Origin of the sequence: Hyphomonas sp. NPDC076881 (assembly GCF_050269995.1) — a bacterium.
GTDB lineage: Bacteria > Pseudomonadota > Alphaproteobacteria > Caulobacterales > Hyphomonadaceae > Hyphomonas.
On record NZ_JBNNJJ010000008.1, the window covers coordinates 103879 to 124707 of the forward strand.

The window sequence follows — 20829 nt, forward strand, 5'->3', positions numbered from 1 at the left end:
CGACATGGCCGCTTATGCAATCCTGATCCGCGAGAAGCTGCGCGATGGCGAGGCGATGGCCCGCTATGCCGAGGCCGCCAAGAATGCGCGCGGCGATCACCAGATCACGCCGCTGGCCTTTTACGGTACGCATGAAGTGACCGAAGGGGCCGATGCCGATGGCGTGGTGATCCTCTCCTTCCCGACCATGGCCGAAGCCAAGGCCTGGTATGACAGTCCCGCCTATAAGGAAGCGCGCGGCCACCGCTATCAGGCGGCGGACTATCGCGTGATCTTCGTCGAAGGGGTTTAAGGGCGCAGGCTCTCTCCGATCCTCACAATCTCCGTGAGCAGAAGATCGAGATCGCTTTCCTGCGTGCGGTGATTGGTGAGGTTGATGCGGATAGCGAGGCGGCCCTTGAGCCGGGTGGTGGAGGGCGCCGCCACGCCGCTTTCCTGCAGGCGCAGGACGATTTCCTCGTTCAGCGCGTCGAGCGCGGCTTCCTCCAGCCCTTCCGGGCGCAGGCGGAAGCAGCAGATGTTGAGCCGGGCCGGGGCGAGCAGTTTGAAGCGCGGATCAGCCGCCACCTTGGCAGACAGATAGGCCGCCTGCGCGCAATTGCGCGCAATCGCCCGCCCAAGACGCTCGGTGCCAAAGCCGGCAATCTGGGACCAGACCTTCAGGGCACGAAAACCCCGCGACAGCTCCGGCCCATATTCCACCGGCCAGGGATTGCCCGCCGCGATGCCGCGCTCGGTGCCTTTCAGATAGTCTGGCCGGTCAGAGAAAGCGTGGCGGTGCAGCGCTTCATCACGCACCAGAACGCAGCCGGCATCATAGTTTACATGCAGCCATTTATGGAAATCGAAGGCGATGGAATCGGCCTGGCTGATGGCGGCAAAGCGGCTGGCATGTTCGGGCGAGAGGCGGGCGAGCGCGCCGAAGGCGCCGTCAACATGGAACCAGAGGCCTTCGGCCTTTGCGATGCCGGAAAGCTCCGCCAGCGGATCGGTTGATCCGGTGTTGACGGTGCCGGCCGTGCCGATGATGAGGAAGGGCGTGAGGCCCGCTTCCCGGTCTGCCTGAATGGCGGCGCGCAGGGCGCCCGTATCCATCTCATAGGCATCGTTTACGGGAATGCGGCGCAGCGCCTCTGTGCCCAGGCCCAAAATATCGAAGGCGCGGGGGTTGCAGGCATGGGCCTCCGCCGAAGCATAGCCCACCAGCCTGTCGCCGCAGATGCCTTCCTTCCGGCTACGGAAGTCCAGCGCCGCGTCGCGCGCGGTCTTTACCGCGATGACCGTGGCGAGCGATGTGCCCGACACGATGAGGCCGCTGGCGGTTTCGGGAAAGCCGAACATCTCGCGGCACCAGGCGATGACCTGCCGCTCGACATAGATGGCGCCGTGATCGCGCCCGCCGGCATTGGCGTTGAGGGCGCTGGCCACGATTTCGGCCAGCAGGTTCTGCGGCGTGCCCGACCCATGTACCCAGCCGAAGAAGCGGGGATGGGTGTTGCCCACCCCATAGGGCAGCAGCGCGGCGAGCTGGCCGGCAAGCGCAGCCTCACCCTGCCCGTCCTGCGGCAGGGGGCGCGCGAAGGCGGCCTTCATCTCTGGCGGGAACGGCGTCCAGACGCGGCCTTCGCGATTGGCGGTCATCTTGTCGATGGCGGCGTCGAGCAGCTCGTGCGCGGTCTGGCGGAAGGCGGCCCAGTCAGCGGGGTCGAGCCCCTGGCCGGGGGCGGGTGATTTGGGGTCAGTCATGGGAGGACAGGCCTTTGGAAACTGGGCGCTTACTGACTCGCCCAGAGGATGCGCGCAATCCAGGCAATCTCGGAGGGCCTGAATTCCCTCGGGTCATAGGCCGGGTTGAGGGAGGCGAGTTCGATGGTGCGGGCGTTGCGCTTGGCCAGCACCTTGGCCATCACTTCGCCAGAGGTGGTCTTGGCGACGACCCGGTCTCCGATCTTCACTTCCGCGCCGGGGGCGACGATGATCCGGTCTCCGGCGCGGTAGGCGGGCTCCATCGAATCGCCACTGATTTCAAGGGCATAGACGGTCTCTGCGCCGAGGCCGGGGAAGCGGACGTCCTCCCAGCCGGCGCCTACGGGGAAGCCGGCATCGTCAAAGAAGCCATCCTGCCCGGCCTGGGCAAAGCCGATGAGGGGGGCCGAGCCCCCCCGGCGGCCTTCGACCAGGGCGGCGAAATCGTCAAAGCCGGCGCCGACCGCTTCGAGGGCGCGGGCGAGGCTTTCCGTGCTGGGCCAGCGGGGGCGGCCATCGGCGCCTTCGCGCTTGGACGGGTTGAAGCTGGTGGGGTCGAGCCCCGCCCGCTTGGCGAGCGCCGAGGGGGTGAGGCCGTGATGGGCGGCGAGCCGGTCAAGCCCCCGCCAGATGTCCTTGTGCTGCATCAGGATGCGCCATTTCGAAACGGTGGAATATATTCCTATTGCAGGAATTTTTCCCTATCGTCAACGGGTTGGGGGCGTCCAGTCGGACGGGGGCACATGGCGGCGGCGCAGGCGGATGGCGAGGCCGAGGGCGACGCCCACGCCGATGGCGATGGTGAGGTCTGCGATCACGGTGAGCACCAGCGTCAGCAGCAGGAGCAGCCGGTCTTCCAGGGGCAGCCGGGCATAGTCGCGCCATTTGTCCGGCTCGCTCATATTCCAGGCGGTGAGCAGCAAAAGCCCGGCCAGGGCGGGTAAAACCAGCTGACCGGCAAGGCCAGAGAGGGACAGCATGATGACCAGCAGGGTCAAGGCATGGACAATTCCGGCCACCGGCGTCTTGCCGCCGGCCTTCACATTCGTGGCCGTGCGGGCAATCGCGCCCGTGGCGGGCAGACCGCCGAAAAGCCCCGATCCGAGATTGGCCGCGCCCTGGGCGATGAGTTCCGCATTGGGGCGATGGCGCCCGCCGATCATCCGGTCTGCCACCATGGCGGAAAGGAGCGATTCGACCCCGGCCAGGAAGGCGATGATGAAGGCCGACGGCAGCAACTCTTTCAGGCGGGCGAGCGTGATCTCCGGCAGGCCCGGCATCGGCAGGCTGGAAGGGAGATCCCCGAAGCGGCTGGCGATGGTATCGACGGGGAGATGGGCGAAGGCGGCAACCGCCGAGGTGAGCCCGACAGCGGCGATGAGGCCTGGCCAGCGGGGCGCGAGGCGCCGGAAGAGGACGATCAGCAGGATGGTGGAAAGGCCGATGCCGAAGGCGGCGGGATTGAAACTCTCCCTGCCCTCCCAGAGGGCGGGCAGCTTGTGCAGGAAATCCGCCGGCAGATTATCAATCTGCAGCCCGAAGAGATCCTTGAGCTGGCTGGTGGCAATGATCAGGGCGATGCCGATGGTGAAGCCGTTGACCACCGCTTCGGGGATGAACTGGATGAGATTGCCGAGGCGCAGGGCGCCGGCCAGCAGCAGGATGAGCCCAGCCATCAGGGTGGCCAGCACCAGCCCGTCAAAGCCGTGATGGGCGATGACGCCATAGACGACCACGATGAAAGCCCCGGTGGGCCCGCCGATCTGCACCCGGCTGCCGCCGAGGGCAGAGATGAGGAAGCCGCCAATGATCGCCGTGACGAGGCCGACGCCGGGATCAGCGCCCGAGGCGATGGCGATGGCGAGGCTGAGCGGGAGGGCGACCATGGCGACCGTGACACCGGCGAAGGCATCTGCCGCGAAGAGTTTAGGCGTGTAGGTCTTGAGGGTGGTAAGGAGTTTCGGTGTCACATCGCTGGCGGGCGCGAGGATTTGCGGGCGTCCGTACTTCAGGAAGCTCTAAAGTAAGCCGGGGGCGCGCGCAACTGTGGCGGTTGTTCGCACCGCAGCGATCAGAGCCGCCAGCCGCCGGAGGAAGCGCCGCCGGGGCGGACATCCGGGATCAGATGTTTGCGGGGCAGCGAATAGACCCTTCCCTCCCCCATGGCAAAGGCCATGCAGCCTTCGGGGAAGACGGCAGAAAAGGCCGTATCCAGAATATTGAGGCCGCCGGCAAAGGCGCCCATGGCGGGCATGACGAGGCGGGCGCCATCGGCCGCGAAACAGCGGCGGCGGACAGACCGCCCGCGCCCGGAAACCTTCGCCACGGGGTGAAGGTGGCCGGCAATTTCGCCTGCCTCCCCTTCCGGCTCGTGCCGGAAGACGAGACCATCCAGGCGCACCACCCTGGCCGCGCGCCCGCCGAGATGGGCCGGGGGATCGGGATCATGGTTGCCCTCGATCCACACCCAGTCATGCGCCGCTGTCAGCGCGCGGATGCGCGCCGCATAGGGCGGCGGCAGGCGATGTTCCGACTGGCGATCATGGAAACTGTCGCCCAGCGAAAGGATGATTTCCGGCCGCAGGGCGGCGCAGAGGGCCTCCAGCCGCGTGAGGGTGGCGCCGGTATCATAGGGGGGCAGAAGCTGGCCGGCGGCGGCGTAGTTGGAGCCCTTTTCCAGGTGCAGGTCTGACACCACCAGCAGGCGGCGCGCGGCCCACCAGAGGCCGCCCTCCGGCAGAGGCGTCAGCAGCTCTCCGGCCAGGTGGAGCAGCGTTTCACTGGGAAGGGCGCGGGCGGGCGTCATGCAGAGGAGGATTGGCGCGGCGCGCGGGCCGGGTCAACGGGGCGGCGGCAGGAGGAACAGGGCGAGAAGATGCCACCCCGGAACAGGGGGTGGAGGCGCCGGGCGCGCCGGGGTTTTCTGGCAGGCGGGCTGGCCGCGCTGGGGGCAGCGTGTGCTTCGGCGCCGCCGGAGGCGCCTGCGGCGGCATTAGGCGCAGCAGGAAGGGCCCGAAAGGCGGGGCCTTCGGGGGATGGGGCTGGCGTGTGGGGTGGTCCCGGCGCAATCACGCTGCGCGTTTTGGCCGGAGGTCCCGGCTCAATCGGCAGTCTTGCTGCCTTTGGCCGGGATGACAGTTTAGGAGGAATCCCTCCGCCAGCGGAGGGAATCCTGGGCGGCGAGGTTCATGTCCTGAAGGATATCGCGGAAGGGCGCATAGAGATGGCGCGTGTTGCCGGGGATGCGCGTGAAGGCGAGGCGCCGGGGCGCCCTGCCCTTTGCCTCGGCGCGGGCGCAGCGGCGCAGATAGCGGCGGGCCTCCCGCCAGGGGTTCTGGTAGGCCTGCTCCAGCGCAAACAGGCGGCGCAGGAGGCGGGTCTGGCTGGCGGTTTCAATTTCATCCGATGACGGACGAGACCTTGGCGCCGGGGGCGAAGGCGTGGGCGTATCCAGAAAGAGGATGCGGGGCAGCGCGGCCTCCGGTGCGGGACGCGGGGCGCGGGGGCGCGGCTCTGCCTCTGTCAGGCAGAAGACCGGATAGCGCACGCCCTTTGGCGCCTGAGGCGCAGCCTTTGGCGCAGGGCGCGGGGAAGCAGCCGGGCGCAGGACTGGCCGGGGCAGCGTGCCGGCGAGGACGAGGATCGCGCGGCGCACAGTCGCCTCGGCCGGCACCACGAACCGGCGCAGGATGAGCCGCGTATAGGCCGCCGGCGGGGGCGCGGCGCCAAACTGGGCAAGAGCCGCGCGCGCCATGGAAATGAGACCGAGCGCCAGCCCGGTGGCGCGGCGCAGGAGGGCAACCACGCCTGTTTCATCTTCCGTCTGCGGATCTGTCTCGCTCATGGGGGCCAGTATAGGCACAAGCCGGAAGGGGGTGGATAAGGGCTGGCCCATTTTCTGTCAGCGCCCTGAATCCTCGCATGTTTTACCACACGGAAATGGGGGACAGGACGCGCAGAAAGATGAAAGCCGGTGTGCCGGAATGTAACACTTTGCCGATGGCGCGCTGCGCCGCCGACCGCGAAAAGCGCCGTGCTTTCACGCCATCTTAAGTCTGGCGAGCCTAGGCTGAAGGTTACGGCATATAAACACAAAAGGTGATGGGGCCGGCTGAACCATGCAGGGGATCACCCTTCCGGAGACACTTCCGGGCGCTGCGCAGCGCCTGGCGCAGTGGGCGTGGAGCCTGATGCCTTTCGATGGCGCCAGCCGGCTGCACTGGACGGGGCTTGTTGCTTTCTTCCTGCTGGGCAGCGCTGTCTGGCTGATCGCGCGCCGGCAGGGCCGCGCCGAGGGCAAAGGCGGGCTGGCCGAGTTTCTTGTCCCCCGGCACATGTATCTGTCGCAGTCTTCGCTGGTGGATGTGAAGGTGTATTTCGCCAACAAGCTGATCGAGCCGGCGTTGACGCTGGTTTCGTCCGGCGTCCAGATCAGCCTCGTGGTGTTTGTAGCCGGGCTGGTGGGCGCCGGCGTGCATTCCGGCGAGGGCGGAACGCTGGCCTGGCCGATGCTGGCGCTGGCAACCCTGCTGGCCACGATGGCGGGCGACCTTGCCTATTATGTGACCCACCGGGCGCATCACGAAACCGCGATATTGTGGCCGTTTCACAAGCTGCACCATAGCGCCGAACACCTGACGCCCCTGACCGCCAAGCGCAATCATCCCGTATACGAACTGATTGCCGGCCTTGTCAGCGCCTTTTTCGTGGCGCCGGTTATCGGGCTGATCTTCGGGCTGATGGGAGTTTACGACACGATGACCGTGCTGGGCCTCAGCGTGTTCATTTTGGCGTTCAATGCGGCGGGCGGCGCCCTGCGCCACTCGCATATCTGGCTGGATTATGGCCCGGTTCTGGACCGTATCTTCATCAGCCCGGCACAGCACCAGATCCACCATTCCTGCGCGGTGAAACATCATGACAGGAATTACGGGCTGATCTTCGCGCTGTGGGACTGGATGTTCGGCACACTGTATATTCCCGAAGGCCGGGAAGACCTTGTGTTTGGCGCGGCCGATGCCCATGGCGTGCGCGAACCGCAGGTGCACACCTCGCTGGCGAGCGCCTATCTGGTGCCGTTTGCCGAGGCTTCCGAAGCGATGCGGGCACGCGCGGCGGCGCCGGTGGCGGCAGAATGACACGCGGCTTTTCCCTCTATCTCGACGCGCTGCGCTTTCTGGCGGCGATGGCCGTGTTCGCCTCTCACATGGGGTATGAGCGCTTCACGCAAGGCAGCATGGCGTGGATCCGCGCGCTGAACCTCGGCAGCGATGCGGTGGTGGTGTTCTTTGTGCTGTCGGGATTTGTGATTGCGCACACCACCTTTGCGCGGGCGCGCGGACCGGCCGCGTATGCGCAGGCACGGATGGCACGCCTCTATTCGGTGGTGATCCCGGCACTGATCGTGACCGTGATCCTGGACGCAGCAGGCTCCGCCCTCTTCCCGGCGGCCTATGAGGGCTGGTGGTATAATGGCGAGAACATTGGCGGCCAGATTGCCCGCGCGCTGACCTTCACCTCGCAGACCTGGAATGAAGCCCTCCGCATCGGCAGCAACGGGCCGTTCTGGTCGGTGGCTTATGAAGCGTGGTATTATGCCGGTTTCGGCGTGGCGGTATTCTGCCGGGGGCACATCCGGTGGATACTCCTTGGGCTGATGGCTGTTGCGGCGGGCCCGGCCATCCTGCTGCTGGCGCCTTGCTGGCTGGTGGGGGTCGCGCTGCAGCAGGCGCTGGGCAAGGGATGGGGGACGGGCGTGTCGCCGGCGAGCGCGTGGATGCTGGCGGTGGCGCCCTGGGGCGCCTATGCGCTGGCGCTGATGTGGCATGTGCCCGAGCGGCTGACGATGGGCACCGGCGTGCTGCTGGGCGGGCAGGACCCCAATGCGGCGCTGGGCTTTTCCGACGAGTTTGCCTGGAACTTCCTGATCTCGCTGCTGATGACGGCGCATTTTGCCGGGGTGTACCGGCTGGCACAGGGGGCCGGCTGGATCGGAGCCAGGGCCGAGGCGGCGATCCGCTGGTGCGCGGGGGCGACATTCTCGATCTATCTTTTCCACTATCCTATCCTGACATTCCTGCACGGTCTGCCCGGATATGACGGCGCCAACGGCCTGCACGCCGCGCTGCTGGCGGCCGCGACGCTGGCGGCGTGTTTCGCGCTGGCGGAAGTTTCCGAGCGGCGGCTGGACGTCTGGAAACGGCTGATGGAGAGCCTGTTCCGGCGGGCAGGCGGGCTGCGGCCGGCGCCAGCGTGAGCGGCGCGCTTGCCTTCTCACCCCCTGCTGGCTAGGCCATCTGCTTTGGGTGGATAGAGATTCCGGAGGCACCCTTGCTTGCAAGCCGCAATGACATTTCTGGCCTGAAGGACCGCTTTGCGCGGACCGGCCGCGTGCTGGTGCCGGGGATTTTTGAGCCGGATTTTGCCAGATCTGTGCTGGCGACGGCGAAGCAGCATGATGGCTGGCTGCTGGTGACGCGCATTCAGGGGCAGCACCGGGAGTTTGACGCCGCGCAGATGGCGGCGCTGCCGGCCGAGCGGCTGGCGCCGTTTGAGGAGCTGGTGGCGGCCGAGGCGCGGGCGGGGTTCCAGTACCGGTTTGAACGGCATCTGCTGTATGACAATCTGCGGGCCGGAAAGCTGCCCGATGGGCCCTTGCGGCAGATGGCCGAGACGCTGAACTCGGAAGCCTTCATTGCGCTGCTGCACGACATCATGGGCGCAGACTATGTGGCGGGCGACACATTTTGCGATGGGCAGCTGACACGCTACCGCGCCGGGCATTTCCTGACTTCGCATGATGACGAGTTGCCCGAGTTCCGGCGGATCGCGGCGTTCGTGGTGAACCTGACGCCGGACTGGAACGCCGATATGGGCGGCCTGCTGATGTTTACCGGAAAGGACGGGCATGTGCAGGAGGCGTTCACGCCGATGTTCAACACCCTCTCTTTCTTCAAGGTGCCCCAGCAGCATGCGGTGAGCGCGGTGGCGCCCTTTGCCAAGGGCGCGCGCCGGGCAGTGACCGGATGGCTGCGCAAGGGGCCCCCGCCCGCCCCTACCCCATAGCGTCGCGGAGGATGGCTGATGCGCGGCGTATAAGCCCCCGGGCGGCGCGGAATTGACGCATTTTCAACCCCAGATGATTACCGGATGATCCTGCCAATAATGGGAACCGGCCATGCGCGACCATTTGACGACGGATCTTTATGTTTATGATGGCGAATGCGCGCTCTGCTCCCGCTTTGTGCGGTTTCTGGTGGCGCATGACCCGGAGGGGCGGTTTGCGCTGATGACGGCGCAATCAGAAGCGGGCCGGGCGATCTATCGCGCTGAGGGGCTTGATCCCGATGCGATGGAGACAGCCCTGCTGCGCATTGACGGGCGGGTTTACCGCAATCTGGATGTGTTTACCGAGACGCTGGTGGCGATCGGCTGGCCCTGGAAGGCGGCGGGCCTTCTGCGCGCGCTGCCCCGGCCGGTTGCCGGCTGGCTATACCGGCGGGTGGCGAACAATCGCAAGCTGCTGCAGCGCGGGCAATGCCCCCTGCCCTCAGACGAGATCCGGGTGAGGCTGATTGAATAGGCGTATCCTCATCATCGGCGGATATGGCGTATTCGGCGGAAGGCTGGCCAGCGCGCTGGTCCGGGCCGGGTATACGGATGTTGTCGTCGCGGGACGGAATCTTGCGGCAGCCGAAGCGTTCTGCCGGGAGGCAGGCGGCACGCCCGCGCAACTGGATACGGGTACGGAGGATTTTTCCGCGCAGGTGGCCGCGCTGGCGCCCGCCATTCTGATTGATGCGGCGGGCCCTTGGCAGGCCTATGGCAAAGCGCCTTATGCCATCGCGCAGGCGGCGATCGCCTGCGGGGCGCATTATCTGGACCTCTCCGACGATGCCGCATTCACCGCAGGCATTGCCACGCTGGACGCGGACGCGGCCGCCAGGGGGCTCACGGTCCTGTCAGGCGTTTCCAGCGTGCCGGGCCTGTCTTCGGCGGCGGTGGAGGCGCTGGCTGCCGGACTGAGTGAAATTGCGCTGATCGACACGGTGATCCTGCCGGGCAACCGGGCGCCGAGGGGGAAATCCGTCATCCGGTCCATCCTCTCGCAAACCGGAAAGCCGTTGGAACAGCGGGAGGGAGATCAGTGGAAATCCGTAAACGGGTGGGGGTCAATCCGGAGTGTGACGCTGGAGACGCCCGGCACCGCGCCCCTGAAAGGCAGGTGGGCCAGCCCGATCGGCGCGCCAGACCTGCGCCTGATGCCCGGCCGATATGGCGCAGCCAGTGTGCGCTTCAGCGCAGGGCTGGACCTCAAACTGATGCATGGCGGGCTGTGGGCGTTGGGGCAGCTCGTCTCGCTGAGACTGATCCGGTCTCTGGAAAGCTGGACGGGACTTCTGAAATGGGTGGCCGAACGCCTCGCCGCGTTTGGCAGCGACCGGGGCGGGATGGGCGTGGAGGTGACCGGCTTTACGGCGCAGGGAACGTGCGAGCGCAGAAGCTGGACCCTGATTGCCGAAGCAGGCGACGGGCCCGACATTCCGGCCGTCCCGGCACGGATCATGGCCGGGAAGATACTTGCGGGCGAGACATTGCCAGGCGCCAGGGCGTGCCTTGGCGCGTTTTCGCTGGCGGAAGCGGAGGCGGCCCTGAAGACGCTGCGCGTGACCACCGCGCAGACGGCGGCGGCGCAGCCGATGGTGTTTGCCGCAGCGATGGGGGATGAATTCGGGGCGCTGCCTGTGCCCCTCAAGACGCTACACCGCGTGGCGCAAGTACATCACTGGCGGGGCGAGGCAGACATTACACGCGGCGGGGGTCTGCTCTCAAGAATGGCCGGCGCGCTGGCCGGATTCCCCCCGGCTGGGCGCGCGGTGCCCGTGCTGGTGACCATGCAACGGACCCGGACCGGCGAAACCTGGACGCGCCAGTTCGGAGCCCGAAAGTTCCGCTCTCACCTACGCCGGACGGCGACCGATCCGGCGGGCATGGTCCGTGAACGGTTTGGCGTAATGGAGTTTGCCATTCCGCTCACCCTGGAGGGCGCGCGGCTGGCATTTCCCGTGCACTCCGGGCGCGTATTTGGCGTGCCCCTGCCCCGCTTTCTGCTGCCAGTGAGCGAGACATATGAGAGCGTGACAGATGACGGAGCCTGCAAGTTTGACGTATCGATCCGCCTGCCGATGATTGGCCTCGTGGCGCATTATCGCGGATGGCTGAAGCCTGCGCTGCCTACCCCATAGCGTCGCGGACGAGGTCTTCTTCGGCTTCGCGGAGGATGGCTTCCATGGCGGAGGCGCCGAAGACGGGCTCGCGGCCGACTTCCAGCATGACGGGCACGGCGAAGGGGCTGATCTTCGCCAGGGGCTTGTGGACGATGTGGCCATGGATGCGGGCGAGCATGTCTGACAGGCGGCACACATCGAGGAGGCCGGTGGCGGCGTCGGCGCGGGTGGCCTGCAGCAGGATGTGACCCGGCTCATGGCTGCGCAGGACATCGAAGATGAGATCGGTTGAAAAGGTGACCTGGCGGGAGTTTTTCTCCGACCCCGGAAGGTTCCGGTGGATGAGGCCGGAAATCTGGGCGCAATGGGCGAAGGTGCGCTTCATCAGGGCGCTTTCGTCGAGCCATTCTTCCAGATCATCGCCCAGCATGTCCGGATGAAAGATCGCGTCCATATCCAGGCCGCGCATATCCTCCAAGCCCCAGACGGCCATGGCATATTCGCTGGCGACGAAGCCGACCGGCCTGGCCCCGGCCCGCTCGAGGCGGCGGGTGACGAGCATCCCCAGCGTCTGATGGGCGAGGCGCCCCTCGAAGGGATAGGAGACGAGATAATGCCGGTCTGCGCGGGGAAAGGTCTCCACGAGCAGATGATCCGGCGGCGGAATGACCGAGCGCAGCTGCTGTATCTCGAACCATTCGCGCACGGGGTCTGGCAGGTGTTTCCATTCCGCCGGATTGTGGATCATGTGGCGCACACGGTCTGCCAGGAATGTGGAGAGCGGAAACTTGCCGCCATTATAGGTAGGGATGGCCGGGCTGTCTGACTGGGCACGGGCGCAGAGGGCGTCCATGCCGTCAATGCCCAGCAGGCGGAGGATTTCGCCGCCGAAGAGGAAGGTGTCTCCGGGCGTCAGCAGGCTGAGGAAGTATTCTTCCATTTCGCCGAGTTTGCGGCCGGCGCGTATTATTCTATTGCTCGGCGCTGTTGCTCCGCCTGCGGCGGAGCGCGCCTGCGCCTGCGCTTTGCTTGTGGGGGTGGCGACCGTTGGCTTGGCATTGCTGCCCCCCCCTCCGCCCCTGCGGGGCACCTCCCCCGCAGGCGGGGGAGGAGAAGGTTGCCCTGCAAAACTGGCCAGGCGGACGCTGAGCATGGGGGCTTCGACGATGGCGCCGATGTTCATGCGGTGGGCTTGTTTGTCTCGCGGGGTGCGGGCGACCCAGAGGCCGTCGGGGCGGCGCACGATGCGGTGGAACCGGTCATAGGTTTTGAGGGCATAGCCGCCGGTGGCGACGAAATCGGCGATGCGCTCGAAGGTTTCCCAGTCGAGATCGCGATAGGGCTGGGCGCGGCGGATTTCGTCATAGAGGGCGGCAAGGTGGAAGCCTTCGCCGCAGGCGCGGCCCATCACATGCTGGGCGAGAATGTCGAGCGCGCCGTTTCGTGGCCCCTCCCCGTCGATTTCGCCGGCCTCGACGGCGGCCTCGGCGGCGCGGCATTCGAGGACTTCAAACCGGTTTGTGGGGACAAGGATGGCCTCACTGGCTTCGTCCATACGGTGGTTGGAGCGGCCGATGCGCTGGATGAGGCGGGCGGCGCCCTTGGGGGCGCCCATCTGGATGACGAGATCAACCTCGCCCCAGTCGATCCCCAGATCGAGGGTGGAGGTGCAGACGACTGCTTTCAGTTTGCCCGCCGCCATGGCGGCCTCGACGCGCTCACGCTGGTCGCGGGCGAGCGAGCCATGATGCAGGGCGATGGGGAGGCCGTCCTCATTGGCGGCCCAGAGTTCCTGGAAGAGAAGCTCTGCCTGGCTGCGCGTGTTGACGAACACCAGTGTCATCGTGGCGCCTTGGATCGCCTCATAGACTTCCGGCACGGCGAAGCGGCCGGAATGGCCCGACCAGGGGATACGCTCGCGCGAGACAAGGATGGAGATGTCGGGATTGAGGAGGGAGGGTGTCTGGATAATCCGTACACGTCCGACTTCTCCTCCCCCGTTTACGGGGGAGGTGGCGCCGGAGGCGACGGAGGGGGGAGAGGTTGCACACTGGGGCTTCCCCCCTCCGCCCCTGCGGGGCACCTCCCCCGCAGGCGGGGGAGGAGAAGGGCGCGCACGCACGTCGAGCCAGCCAGCGAGCTGCTCTGGATCCCGCACGGTGGCGGAGAGGCCGAGGAAGCGGCAGGCGGGGGACCATTCGGCCAGCGTGGCGAGGCCGAGAGCGAGCAGGTCTCCGCGCTTGGAAGGCGCGATGGCGTGGATCTCGTCGATGATGACGCATTTGAGATCGGCGAAGAAGCTGGCGGCGTGATCGGAGGCGATCAGCAGGGCGAGCTGTTCGGGCGTCGTCAGCAGGATATCTGGCGGGGTCTTGCGCTGGCGCTGGCGGATATGGGGCGCGGTGTCGCCGGTGCGGGTTTCGATGCGGATGGGCAGGGCCATCTCCGACACCGGCGTCATCAGGTTGCGCTGAACGTCTGCGGCGAGGGCTTTGAGGGGCGAGATGTAGAGGGTGTGCAAAGCCGGGCGCGGGGCTCCCCCCTCCGTCCGCTTCGCGTCCACCTCCCCCGTAAACGGGGGAGGAGAAGAAGGTTCGCTGAGTTCGATCAGGGTGCCGAGGAAGCCGGCGAGGGTTTTGCCGCCGCCTGTGGGGGCGATGAGGAGGGCGCTCTCGCCAGCGAGAGAGGCCTGCGCAAGGGCGAGCTGATGCGGGCGGGGCGACCAGCCGCGCGCGGCAAACCACGCCTCGAAGGCGGGCGGCAGGCGGAAGGAAGGCGGGGCGGTGTCAGCCATGGCGAAGATTAAACTAGGGCAAGACGCGGCGTCTGGCTCTTTCATTTTGCGGCGGAAAAGCAGAAGTTGCCCTTCGCATGCAACCTGATGGAGCCAATCGATGCGCACCCGCCTGTTTCTGACCGGACTTTGCGTCATCCCCCTTGCCCTGCCCGCGAGCGCGGACGCGCTGCTGGAAAAGGCACGCAAGGTGCCCAAGGAAGGCCCGGCCTATCTTTTCGACATGTCATTCGATGACGGCGCGCAGCGCTTGAGTTTCAAGATCGATCAGGCGCGGCCCGAGGACGAACGGGTGGTGGCGATTACACCGGACATTGCAAGCCTTGAGGGCGAGGCCGCCAAGCGCGCCGAGCGGCTGAAAAGCGAAACCAAGGGCGACATCTGGTGCAACAGATTTACCGAAGCCATTCCGGCGGGCGCAAAGCGCGTTTCGGAGACAGGCAGCACGGCGACCTACAGCTTCACCCCCCTGCCCGGCGACGACAAGAACATGCGGGCCATGGTGAAACATCTGACGGGCACGGCCGTGCTGGACAAGGCAACGGGCAATGTGCTGGCCTATGAACTGGCGGCGCCCAAAGCCTTCAAGCCGGCGATGGCCGCCAAGATCGACACGTTCAGCATGAAGGTGGCGTGCAAAGCCGCGCCGGATGGGCGCAGCCATGTGGACACGTTCACGCTGCAGGTGGCGGGCAATGCCATGATGCAAGACTTCCGCCAGACCGAAACACGCAAGGTATCGAACCTGAGGGCGGCGCCGCAATCGGGCTATGGAGCGCCATAAGGCGCGGCAGACGCCGGCCTCCGCGCGTGCGGAGACCGGCGCGGGACGGTGTCAGCGCGGCCGGCGGATGGCGGGGGCGTTTTCGGCTTCGGCGGCGCGGCGCAGTTCTTCGGCAGCCAGGCCGCGGTCTGCATCGGCGGCCTGGATGGCGCGGGTGACATCCAGCACGAAACGCTCAATCTCGAACCGGGCGCCGCCAATCATGTCATAGCCCTGACGCACGATGACCGTGTTGAGAGCGGGCATGATGACGATATACTGGCCGCGATTGCCGGCGGCATAAAAGGTGCCTTCGGGCACGCCGGGCACATTGTTCATCAGCCAGAACTGGGCGCCATAGCCGCCTCTGGAGGCGGCATCTGCCGGCTGGGCCGGGGCGGGTGTACGGACGAATTCCACCCAGCCTTCGGGCAGCAGGCGCTCACCGGCCCACATGCCATCCTGCAGGTAAAGCTGGCCGATGCGGGCAAGATCACGCCCCGTGGCCCAGACCTGGCTGGAAGAGATGAAATCGCCGTTCCAGTCGATCTCCATCGTGGTGCGCACGGCGCCGATCTTGTGGAGGACGGCTTCATACGGGAAGCGGTGGAAGCGGGTGTCATCGGCCATCGCCTCACGCAGGGCGCGCATGGCGATGACGGTATCATTGTTGGCGTATTTGAAGCGGGAGCCGGGCTCCACTTCGAGGATGCCAGTGGCGGCCTGATCGACCACGCGGCCGCCGCCGAAATACAGGCGATCCGTACGCGAACCGTTTTCGCCGCTGTCGAGGCCGCTGGCCATGTGCAGCAGGTTTCGGATCGTGATCTCGCGGCGGGGATCTGCGCCCTTGTTCCAGGCCGCGATGACAGCGGGATAGTCAATATCGATCAGGCCCTGGCGGCGAGCGGCGCCGATGATGGTGGCGGTGAGGGATTTGCCGACCGACCAGGTGCGCTGGGGCGTTTCATGCTCGACGCCGCGGGCATAGCGCTCGGCCACGACCTGGCCATCGCGCACGACGATGACAGAGCTGGTGCGCGTGCCGGCGCCGTAGGTCATTTCATCGAAGGCGGAGGTGACGGGCATTTCCAGGCGCTCTGCCTCTTCCAGGCGCAGCTCCAGCTTCACATTCGAGCCGATGGCGCTGCCCCGGTCCTGGGTGGTGTATTCCGGCCAGGCGGCAAAGCGGGGCAGAAAGTCGATCGCCTTTTCGGTGGCGCCAACGGGCAGCTGGGTGCAGCCGAAACCGGGACGGTAGGCGGCCAGGCGAGGCGGCATCAGCGGGGAATAGTCGACCGAGACGGTCTTGCGGGCCTGATCGATCCGCGCCGGGGGCAGCTGGTCGAAATAGCGGGCATAATCGGGATAGATGCCGGAAAGCTCGTTCTGGTCGAGTTCCTGCTGGGTCTGGCGGGCGACGAAGAGACCCGAACAGGTGAAGGTGGCCTTCCAGCCGGCGGCCAGGGCGCGCTGCGTGTCCTCGGTGGTTCCGCCTTCCTGGGCCAGGGCCGGAAGGGCAAGCGGGATCGACAGGGCCAGCGCCGCAAGGGCTGCGCGGAATGTGGGCATGGGCGAGTCTCCTAGGCTGGGGCCAAGTGTAGGCAGGCGGGCGGTTCGGGCAAGCCCGGCGCGGCAGTTTCCGGGCGGTATTCACCGCCAGTTGACCGGGGCTGCCCGCCCGGCGTTTATGAACCGACGCGATGCTTTCAGAAGGGGACCACCGGAATGCGACGCACCCATTATGCCCTTGCGGGCGCTGCCCTTACCCTTGGCCTGATCCTGGCGGGCTGTGATCAGGTGAGACTGCCGGGGCTGAACCCGGTTTCCCCCGATCCGGCCAGCAAGGCGGGCGACGCCAGCGGCGGTTATACTGAAGCCGACCTGCAACCGGCGCCCGAGGAGATAGAGGCCGAGCGGGCCGAGGCGGCGCGCAAGGCCGAGGAAGCGGCGGCAGCGGCGGCGGCAGAAGAGATGCCTGCGGCGGGGGCGAGCAGCGAACCGGGCGAAGCGGCGCCCCCTGCCCCGGATGCGCCCTCAGAGGAGGAGGCGATGCTGGCGCCCGAAACGGCGCTGGCCGCGGCGCTGGGCCTCGTCAATGCGAGCCGGTGCAGCCTGCCGCGCGGGGCCGCGCCCACGCCGACCGTGGCGATGGCCGCCGGGGCAACCGAGCTGGAAGAACCGGTGGCGGGCACCGAAGCGGTGAACGCGCTGGCCGCGACGCTGGGCGCGTTTCCCGGCATCGTGAAGATCGAGCCGCGCCGGGCCGAGCCGACGGGCGCGGTGGCCAGCGGGCATTGCGGGGCCGTGCGGGTGGCGCGCAACTGGTTTGTGACGGCGGCCCATTGCATCGACGAGCCGTTCGACGAGATCCGGGTGATCGGCGAGGCGGCCAATCTGCGCAGCCCGGAGGCCAAGCGCGCCTCGGCCGAATATGCCGTGTGCCATGCAGGCTATCAGGGGACGGACAATGGCTATGCCAATGACATTGCCCTGGTGCATCTGAGCGAGGAACAGGTGGCGGGCCTTGGCAATGTGCCGGCGGCGCGGTTTGGCGCGACCAGCCGGCCGCTGGCGCCGGCGAATTATCCCACCGGCGAGATGGCGGGCTGGGGCCTCACCCGGTTTGACGGGCAGCTATCCAACGACCTTCTGACCACGCGCCTGAAGATTACCCATGCCGGACCGGCGGCGATCACCGTGGCGAGCGACAATGGCGCGGGCCCATGCATCGGCGACAGCGGCGGGCCGCTTTATGTGACCGAGGCCGATGGCAGCAAGACAGCGGTGGGGATTCTCTCCGTTGTCGAACAGAACCGCACGACCGGGCATTTCTGCGAGGGGGAGTATAATGGCCGCTATACCAACCTGCAGGGCTATGCTGACTGGATCACCTCGGTGATGGCGCTGTGTGACGCCGATCAGGGCGCCTGCCGCTGATCCGGGGATGGACGGAGGGGTGGGCCGGTCTATACTTGGAAGACAGCGAAAGGGCCGCCCCATGCAAAGCCGGACACTTCCCCTTCTGGTCCTGATTGTGGGCATTTTGCTGCCGCTGGCCGGCGCGCTGGCGCCGCTGACGGGCATCGGGATTCCTGTGGGCGAGGCCAACCGCGCCGCCCTGGCGCCGGAACAGCCCATGCCCCTCTTTTTCTCCATCTGGGGCGTGATCTTCGCCCTCTATATTGCCTTTGGCCTGGCCGGGCTGCGCAAGCCGGAGAGCTGGCCGCAGGCGATCGGGCTGCCGCTGCTGCTGGCGGGGGTGGGCAACATCATGTGGATGCTGAGCGCGCAGCTTTTGAACCTGCAGCTTCTGAACTTCATTCTTCTGGGGCCGGTCTTCCTGTTTGCCTGGCTGGCCGCACGCAGCGCGCATGACCTGCGCGGCGGGGCAGCCTCTGCCAGCTATTATATCGGGGCGACGGCCAGCGGGCTGCTGGCGGGGTGGATTTCGGCGGCGACGGCGGTGTCGATCCCGCTGACCGTGCGCACCCTCACCGGACTGGGCGAGACAGACTTTCCCTGGCCGATGTTCTGGACCACGCTGGGCAGCGCCGGGGTGTTTGCCTGGCTGTTTGCCAGCCGCATCAGCGCCAGCCTCTGGTATTTCGCCGCGCTCGGCTGGGGCATCCTGGGCATCGCCTTCCACAACTGGGTGGAGACGGGGATGCACCTCATCGGCCATATCGCCTGTGGCTGCCTCATTCTGCTGCTGCTGGTGAGGCTGACGCGCGGCGCAAAGCCGGTTAGACCGGCGCCATGACGATACCTGCCGAGACCACGCGCCTGCTGGCGCAGCTGAACATCGATACGTCCACCTGGCCTGTCTGGCTGGCGGCTTCCTGGCCCCACATGGTCAAGTGGAGCCTGGTGCTGGCCTCCATGATACTGATCTGGCTGCTGGCGACGGCGGTGAAGCATATCGTGCGGTTCACCGGCCAGAGGCTGACCCCCAAGGACAAGGAGTTTGAAGGCTCCGCCTGGGATCTGATGGCCTCTGTGGCGCGGGTGTTTGCGCTGATCCTCTTCTCGCCGCTGCCGCTGGGCCTGGCTGGCTATGACTGGCGGACGCTGGTGGAGACGCGGGGACCGGGCGCGATGGCGGCGGTGGCGATCCTGTTCTTTGCGCTGATGGGCGCCAACATGATTGCCCGCTCTCTGCGCAAGTTCGGCGAAAAGGCCCATGCCCATGCCGGGGCCGATGACACGCTGATCGCGTTTTCTGCCTCGCTGATCAAATATGTGATCTTCGCCATCGCCATCGTGATGGCGCTGATCCAGCTCGGCTTTCCGGCTGCCTCGCTGGCCGCCGTGCTGGGCGCGGCGGGCCTTGCGATTGGCCTTGCCTTGCAGGACACGCTGAAATCGGTGGCGGCCGGGGTGATGCTGGCGGTGTTCCGCCCGTTCCGGATCGGGGATTTCGTGACGCTGGCGGGCCTGGACGGGGAAGTGACCAATATCACGCCCTTCACCACCTCGCTGAAGCAGATCGACAACAAGATCGTCTCCATCACCAATGACAAGGTGTGGGGCTCGCCACTGATCAACCACACGCTTCAACCCTTCCGCCGGATCGATCTGATCTTCGGCATTTCCTATGATGATGACATCGACAAGGCGCTGCAGATCCTGCGCAGCGCGGCGGAAAACCATCCGCAGGTGATCGGCTATATGCCGATCTGGGCGGGGGTGCGGTCGCTGGACGATTGGGCCGTGTCGCTGACGCTGCGTGCCTGGGTGGCCACGCCCAACCATTTCCAGGTGCGCGCCGATCTGATGAAGACCGTCAAACAGGCGCTCGACCGGGCGGGCATCACCATTCCCTTCCCCACCTCGACGCAGTATCAGGTGGACACACCCCCACGCGAGAGACGGCCTGAGGATGAAGGCGAGACCGCGCCTTCGCCGCCGGCCGGACGCGACACGAGCGGATAAGCCGCGCAAGAGAACCAAGCCCCTTCAGACTGAAAAGGAACACCCCACCGCCCAAACAGCCGTATGCTGAACAATGACAGCAGGCTCACCTCAAAAGGAGACTGACATGGAAGACACAATGACGCCCCAGGCAATCTGGGAGAATTTAGGCCCCTATCTGCTGCCCTTTGGATTGAGGGCGATAGGCGCCCTGGTTCTGGTGATCGTGGGGCTGCGGATCGCAGGCTGGCTGAGCAGGCTGGTCCGAAAGCAGGCAGCCCGCAACCCGCAGATTGATGCAACCCTGTCGAACTTCTTTGCCTCGCTGGTTCAGTGGGCGATCATTGCGGCGGTCGGGATTGCCACGCTGCAGGTGTTCGGGGTGCAGGCGACGAGCTTTGTGGCCGTGCTGGGCGCGCTGACGCTGGCGATTGGCCTGTCGATGCAGGGGGCGCTCGGCAATATCGCTTCGGGCGTGATGATCATGGTGTTCCGCCCCTACAAGCTGGGCGATTATATCGAGGCAGCCGGCGTGGCCGGCACCGTGAAGGATATTTCCCTCTTCCAGACCATCCTGGCGACCCCGGACAATATCAAGGTGATCGTGCCCAACAGCCAGGCGATTGATGATGTGATCAAGAACTATTCCGGCTTTGACCGGCGGCGCGTGGATGTCACGTTCGGCATCGATTATGACGACGACATGGACAAGGCCATCCGCATCATCCAGGCGGTGATTGACGCGGACGCGCGTGTTCTGCGCGATCCTGAGCCATTTGTGCGGGTGGTCAATCTGGGCGACAGTTCGGTGGACATTGCCTCGCGCAGCTGGGTGAATTCGGCAGATTACTGGCCGGTGCGCCTCGACATCACCCACAAGGTGAAGGCGGCGTTCGACCGGGAAGGCATCTCCATTCCGTATCCGCACCGCACGGTGGTTCAGAAGGTGGCGGCAGAATAAGGCGCCCTTCCGGGAAACGGGCGGCGGGTTTAGACTGGGGCCATGATGGACCCGTCTGATCCCCCGCGCCCCGCCGCCACGCCGGAACCCGAGCCGGTGGCGGCAGCGCCCGCGCCTGCCGCGCCGCCCGAGAAACGGCCGCTGCTGAAGCGCCTGTTCGGCATCAGCCTCTGGGGCGCGCTGAAGCTGCTGGGGCTGTGTATCCTCACCGGCTTTTTCGTGATGGCGGCGAATTTCGATCCCGGCAATCCGGACTTCAACCTGGCCGAAGCGCTGCGCGCGATCCTGCGGCAATCCTTTGCGGCGCTGGGCTGGGCGGTCACGAATTTCTGGCAGCCGGCGCTGGCCGGGGCGCTGGTGGTGCTGCCGGTCTGGATGATCTGGCGCGTCGTCAGCCTGCCCTGGAGGAAATGAGGCGGCAGCT

19 protein-coding genes are annotated in these 20829 nt (G+C 66.4%); 12 read left to right on the forward strand and 7 right to left on the reverse strand.

From position 1 onward, the window contains the following. Positions 1–4 precede the first annotated feature (4 nt). Complete coding sequence (locus ACQKI2_RS10395; RefSeq protein ID WP_427379631.1) at positions 5–292, forward strand: DUF1330 domain-containing protein; 288 nt, start codon at positions 5–7, stop codon at positions 290–292. Here the strand turns inward: ACQKI2_RS10395 and ACQKI2_RS10400 are convergent. The 5 genes from ACQKI2_RS10400 to ACQKI2_RS10420 form a co-directional block, all read right to left on the reverse strand. Beyond that, positions 289–1746 carry a pyridoxal phosphate-dependent decarboxylase family protein gene (locus ACQKI2_RS10400; protein WP_427379632.1) on the reverse strand — a complete coding sequence of 486 codons (1458 nt, stop codon included), beginning with the start codon at positions 1744–1746 and terminating at the stop codon, positions 289–291. The genes ACQKI2_RS10395 and ACQKI2_RS10400 overlap by 4 nt on opposite strands. Positions 1747–1775: 29 nt before the next feature. Then, positions 1776–2393: a S24 family peptidase gene (locus ACQKI2_RS10405; RefSeq protein ID WP_427379633.1), complete on the reverse strand. Its 618-nt coding sequence runs from the start codon at positions 2391–2393 to the stop codon at positions 1776–1778. 60 nt (positions 2394–2453) lie between these two features. Beyond that, the gene (locus ACQKI2_RS10410) at positions 2454–3716 is read right to left on the reverse strand and encodes a SulP family inorganic anion transporter (RefSeq protein WP_427379634.1); all 1263 of its coding nucleotides are present in this window, start codon (positions 3714–3716) and stop codon (positions 2454–2456) included. A gap of 101 nt (positions 3717–3817) precedes the next feature. Further along, entirely contained in the window at positions 3818–4552 is a 735-nt protein-coding gene (gene pdeM / locus ACQKI2_RS10415) for a ligase-associated DNA damage response endonuclease PdeM (protein ID WP_427379635.1), read from the reverse strand. 333 nt (positions 4553–4885) lie between these two features. Beyond that, positions 4886–5590, reverse strand: a complete 705-nt coding sequence (locus tag ACQKI2_RS10420; RefSeq protein ID WP_427379636.1) for a hypothetical protein — start codon at positions 5588–5590, stop codon at positions 4886–4888. A 274-nt stretch (positions 5591–5864) separates the two neighbouring features. Here ACQKI2_RS10420 and ACQKI2_RS10425 point away from each other — a divergent pair, with 274 nt between their 5' ends. From ACQKI2_RS10425 to ACQKI2_RS10445, 5 genes are all read left to right on the forward strand, one after another. Further along, positions 5865–6884: a sterol desaturase family protein gene (locus ACQKI2_RS10425; protein WP_427379637.1), complete on the forward strand. Its 1020-nt coding sequence runs from the start codon at positions 5865–5867 to the stop codon at positions 6882–6884. Then, on the forward strand, positions 6881–8002 hold the full coding sequence (locus ACQKI2_RS10430; protein WP_427379638.1) for an acyltransferase family protein: 1122 nt from the start codon (positions 6881–6883) through the stop codon (positions 8000–8002). The genes ACQKI2_RS10425 and ACQKI2_RS10430 overlap by 4 nt, the downstream gene beginning before the upstream one ends. Positions 8003–8076: 74 nt before the next feature. Next, positions 8077–8811 (forward strand): 2OG-Fe(II) oxygenase, encoded by a 735-nt coding sequence (locus ACQKI2_RS10435; protein WP_427379639.1) that lies wholly within the window; start codon positions 8077–8079, stop codon positions 8809–8811. Positions 8812–8923: 112 nt separating this feature from the next. Continuing rightward, positions 8924–9328 (forward strand): thiol-disulfide oxidoreductase DCC family protein, encoded by a 405-nt coding sequence (locus ACQKI2_RS10440; RefSeq protein WP_427379640.1) that lies wholly within the window; start codon positions 8924–8926, stop codon positions 9326–9328. Then, positions 9321–10991 (forward strand): DUF4166 domain-containing protein, encoded by a 1671-nt coding sequence (locus ACQKI2_RS10445; protein WP_427379641.1) that lies wholly within the window; start codon positions 9321–9323, stop codon positions 10989–10991. The genes ACQKI2_RS10440 and ACQKI2_RS10445 overlap by 8 nt, the downstream gene beginning before the upstream one ends. Here ACQKI2_RS10445 and ACQKI2_RS10450 read toward each other — a convergent pair. After that, a complete protein-coding gene (locus tag ACQKI2_RS10450) occupies positions 10981–13767 on the reverse strand; it encodes a ligase-associated DNA damage response DEXH box helicase (RefSeq protein WP_427379642.1) in 2787 nt (928 codons plus the stop codon). The two genes, ACQKI2_RS10445 and ACQKI2_RS10450, sit on opposite strands and share 11 nt — an antisense overlap. Positions 13768–13867: 100 nt before the next feature. Between ACQKI2_RS10450 and ACQKI2_RS10455 the strand changes: the two genes are divergently transcribed. Next, a complete protein-coding gene (locus ACQKI2_RS10455) occupies positions 13868–14551 on the forward strand; it encodes a hypothetical protein (RefSeq protein ID WP_427379643.1) in 684 nt (227 codons plus the stop codon). Positions 14552–14602: 51 nt separating this feature from the next. On the opposite strand, the gene ACQKI2_RS10460 is transcribed toward ACQKI2_RS10455, so the two are convergent. After that, positions 14603–16102 (reverse strand): serine hydrolase domain-containing protein, encoded by a 1500-nt coding sequence (locus tag ACQKI2_RS10460; RefSeq protein ID WP_427379644.1) that lies wholly within the window; start codon positions 16100–16102, stop codon positions 14603–14605. A 156-nt stretch (positions 16103–16258) separates the two neighbouring features. Here ACQKI2_RS10460 and ACQKI2_RS10465 point away from each other — a divergent pair, with 156 nt between their 5' ends. The 5 genes from ACQKI2_RS10465 to ACQKI2_RS10485 all read left to right on the forward strand — a co-directional run bounded on the left by ACQKI2_RS10465 (position 16259) and on the right by ACQKI2_RS10485 (position 20819). Further along, positions 16259–17470 (forward strand): S1 family peptidase, encoded by a 1212-nt coding sequence (locus ACQKI2_RS10465; protein ID WP_427379645.1) that lies wholly within the window; start codon positions 16259–16261, stop codon positions 17468–17470. Positions 17471–17531: 61 nt separating this feature from the next. Beyond that, the gene (locus ACQKI2_RS10470) at positions 17532–18293 is read left to right on the forward strand and encodes a hypothetical protein (RefSeq protein WP_427379646.1); all 762 of its coding nucleotides are present in this window, start codon (positions 17532–17534) and stop codon (positions 18291–18293) included. Next, positions 18290–19465: a mechanosensitive ion channel family protein gene (locus ACQKI2_RS10475; protein WP_427379647.1), complete on the forward strand. Its 1176-nt coding sequence runs from the start codon at positions 18290–18292 to the stop codon at positions 19463–19465. Before ACQKI2_RS10470 ends, ACQKI2_RS10475 begins: the two co-directional genes overlap by 4 nt. A 106-nt stretch (positions 19466–19571) precedes the next feature. After that, positions 19572–20405, forward strand: coding sequence for a mechanosensitive ion channel family protein (locus ACQKI2_RS10480; protein ID WP_427379648.1), 834 nt, complete (start codon positions 19572–19574; stop codon positions 20403–20405). Positions 20406–20447: 42 nt separating this feature from the next. Continuing rightward, on the forward strand, positions 20448–20819 hold the full coding sequence (locus ACQKI2_RS10485) for a hypothetical protein (protein ID WP_427379649.1): 372 nt from the start codon (positions 20448–20450) through the stop codon (positions 20817–20819). Positions 20820–20829: the final 10 nt, after the last annotated feature.

What these genes read in the sequence shown, in the direction of transcription:
- ACQKI2_RS10425 (WP_427379637.1), top strand. Translation starts at nt 5,865, where the DNA reads ATGCAGGGGATCACCCTTCCGGAGACACTTCCGGGCGCTGCGCAGCGC.
- ACQKI2_RS10465 (WP_427379645.1), top strand. Translation starts at nt 16,259, where the DNA reads ATGCGACGCACCCATTATGCCCTTGCGGGCGCTGCCCTTACCCTTGGC.
- ACQKI2_RS10400 (WP_427379632.1), bottom strand. Translation starts at nt 1,746, where the DNA reads ATGACTGACCCCAAATCACCCGCCCCCGGCCAGGGGCTCGACCCCGCT.
- ACQKI2_RS10440 (WP_427379640.1), top strand. Translation starts at nt 8,924, where the DNA reads ATGCGCGACCATTTGACGACGGATCTTTATGTTTATGATGGCGAATGC.
- ACQKI2_RS10455 (WP_427379643.1), top strand. Translation starts at nt 13,868, where the DNA reads ATGCGCACCCGCCTGTTTCTGACCGGACTTTGCGTCATCCCCCTTGCC.
- ACQKI2_RS10405 (WP_427379633.1), bottom strand. Translation starts at nt 2,393, where the DNA reads ATGCAGCACAAGGACATCTGGCGGGGGCTTGACCGGCTCGCCGCCCAT.
- ACQKI2_RS10460 (WP_427379644.1), bottom strand. Translation starts at nt 16,102, where the DNA reads ATGCCCACATTCCGCGCAGCCCTTGCGGCGCTGGCCCTGTCGATCCCG.
- ACQKI2_RS10485 (WP_427379649.1), top strand. Translation starts at nt 20,448, where the DNA reads ATGATGGACCCGTCTGATCCCCCGCGCCCCGCCGCCACGCCGGAACCC.
- ACQKI2_RS10450 (WP_427379642.1), bottom strand. Translation starts at nt 13,767, where the DNA reads ATGGCTGACACCGCCCCGCCTTCCTTCCGCCTGCCGCCCGCCTTCGAG.
- ACQKI2_RS10470 (WP_427379646.1), top strand. Translation starts at nt 17,532, where the DNA reads ATGCAAAGCCGGACACTTCCCCTTCTGGTCCTGATTGTGGGCATTTTG.
- ACQKI2_RS10395 (WP_427379631.1), top strand. Translation starts at nt 5, where the DNA reads ATGGCCGCTTATGCAATCCTGATCCGCGAGAAGCTGCGCGATGGCGAG.
- ACQKI2_RS10475 (WP_427379647.1), top strand. Translation starts at nt 18,290, where the DNA reads ATGACGATACCTGCCGAGACCACGCGCCTGCTGGCGCAGCTGAACATC.
- ACQKI2_RS10480 (WP_427379648.1), top strand. Translation starts at nt 19,572, where the DNA reads ATGGAAGACACAATGACGCCCCAGGCAATCTGGGAGAATTTAGGCCCC.
- ACQKI2_RS10430 (WP_427379638.1), top strand. Translation starts at nt 6,881, where the DNA reads ATGACACGCGGCTTTTCCCTCTATCTCGACGCGCTGCGCTTTCTGGCG.
- pdeM (WP_427379635.1), bottom strand. Translation starts at nt 4,552, where the DNA reads ATGACGCCCGCCCGCGCCCTTCCCAGTGAAACGCTGCTCCACCTGGCC.
- ACQKI2_RS10420 (WP_427379636.1), bottom strand. Translation starts at nt 5,590, where the DNA reads ATGAGCGAGACAGATCCGCAGACGGAAGATGAAACAGGCGTGGTTGCC.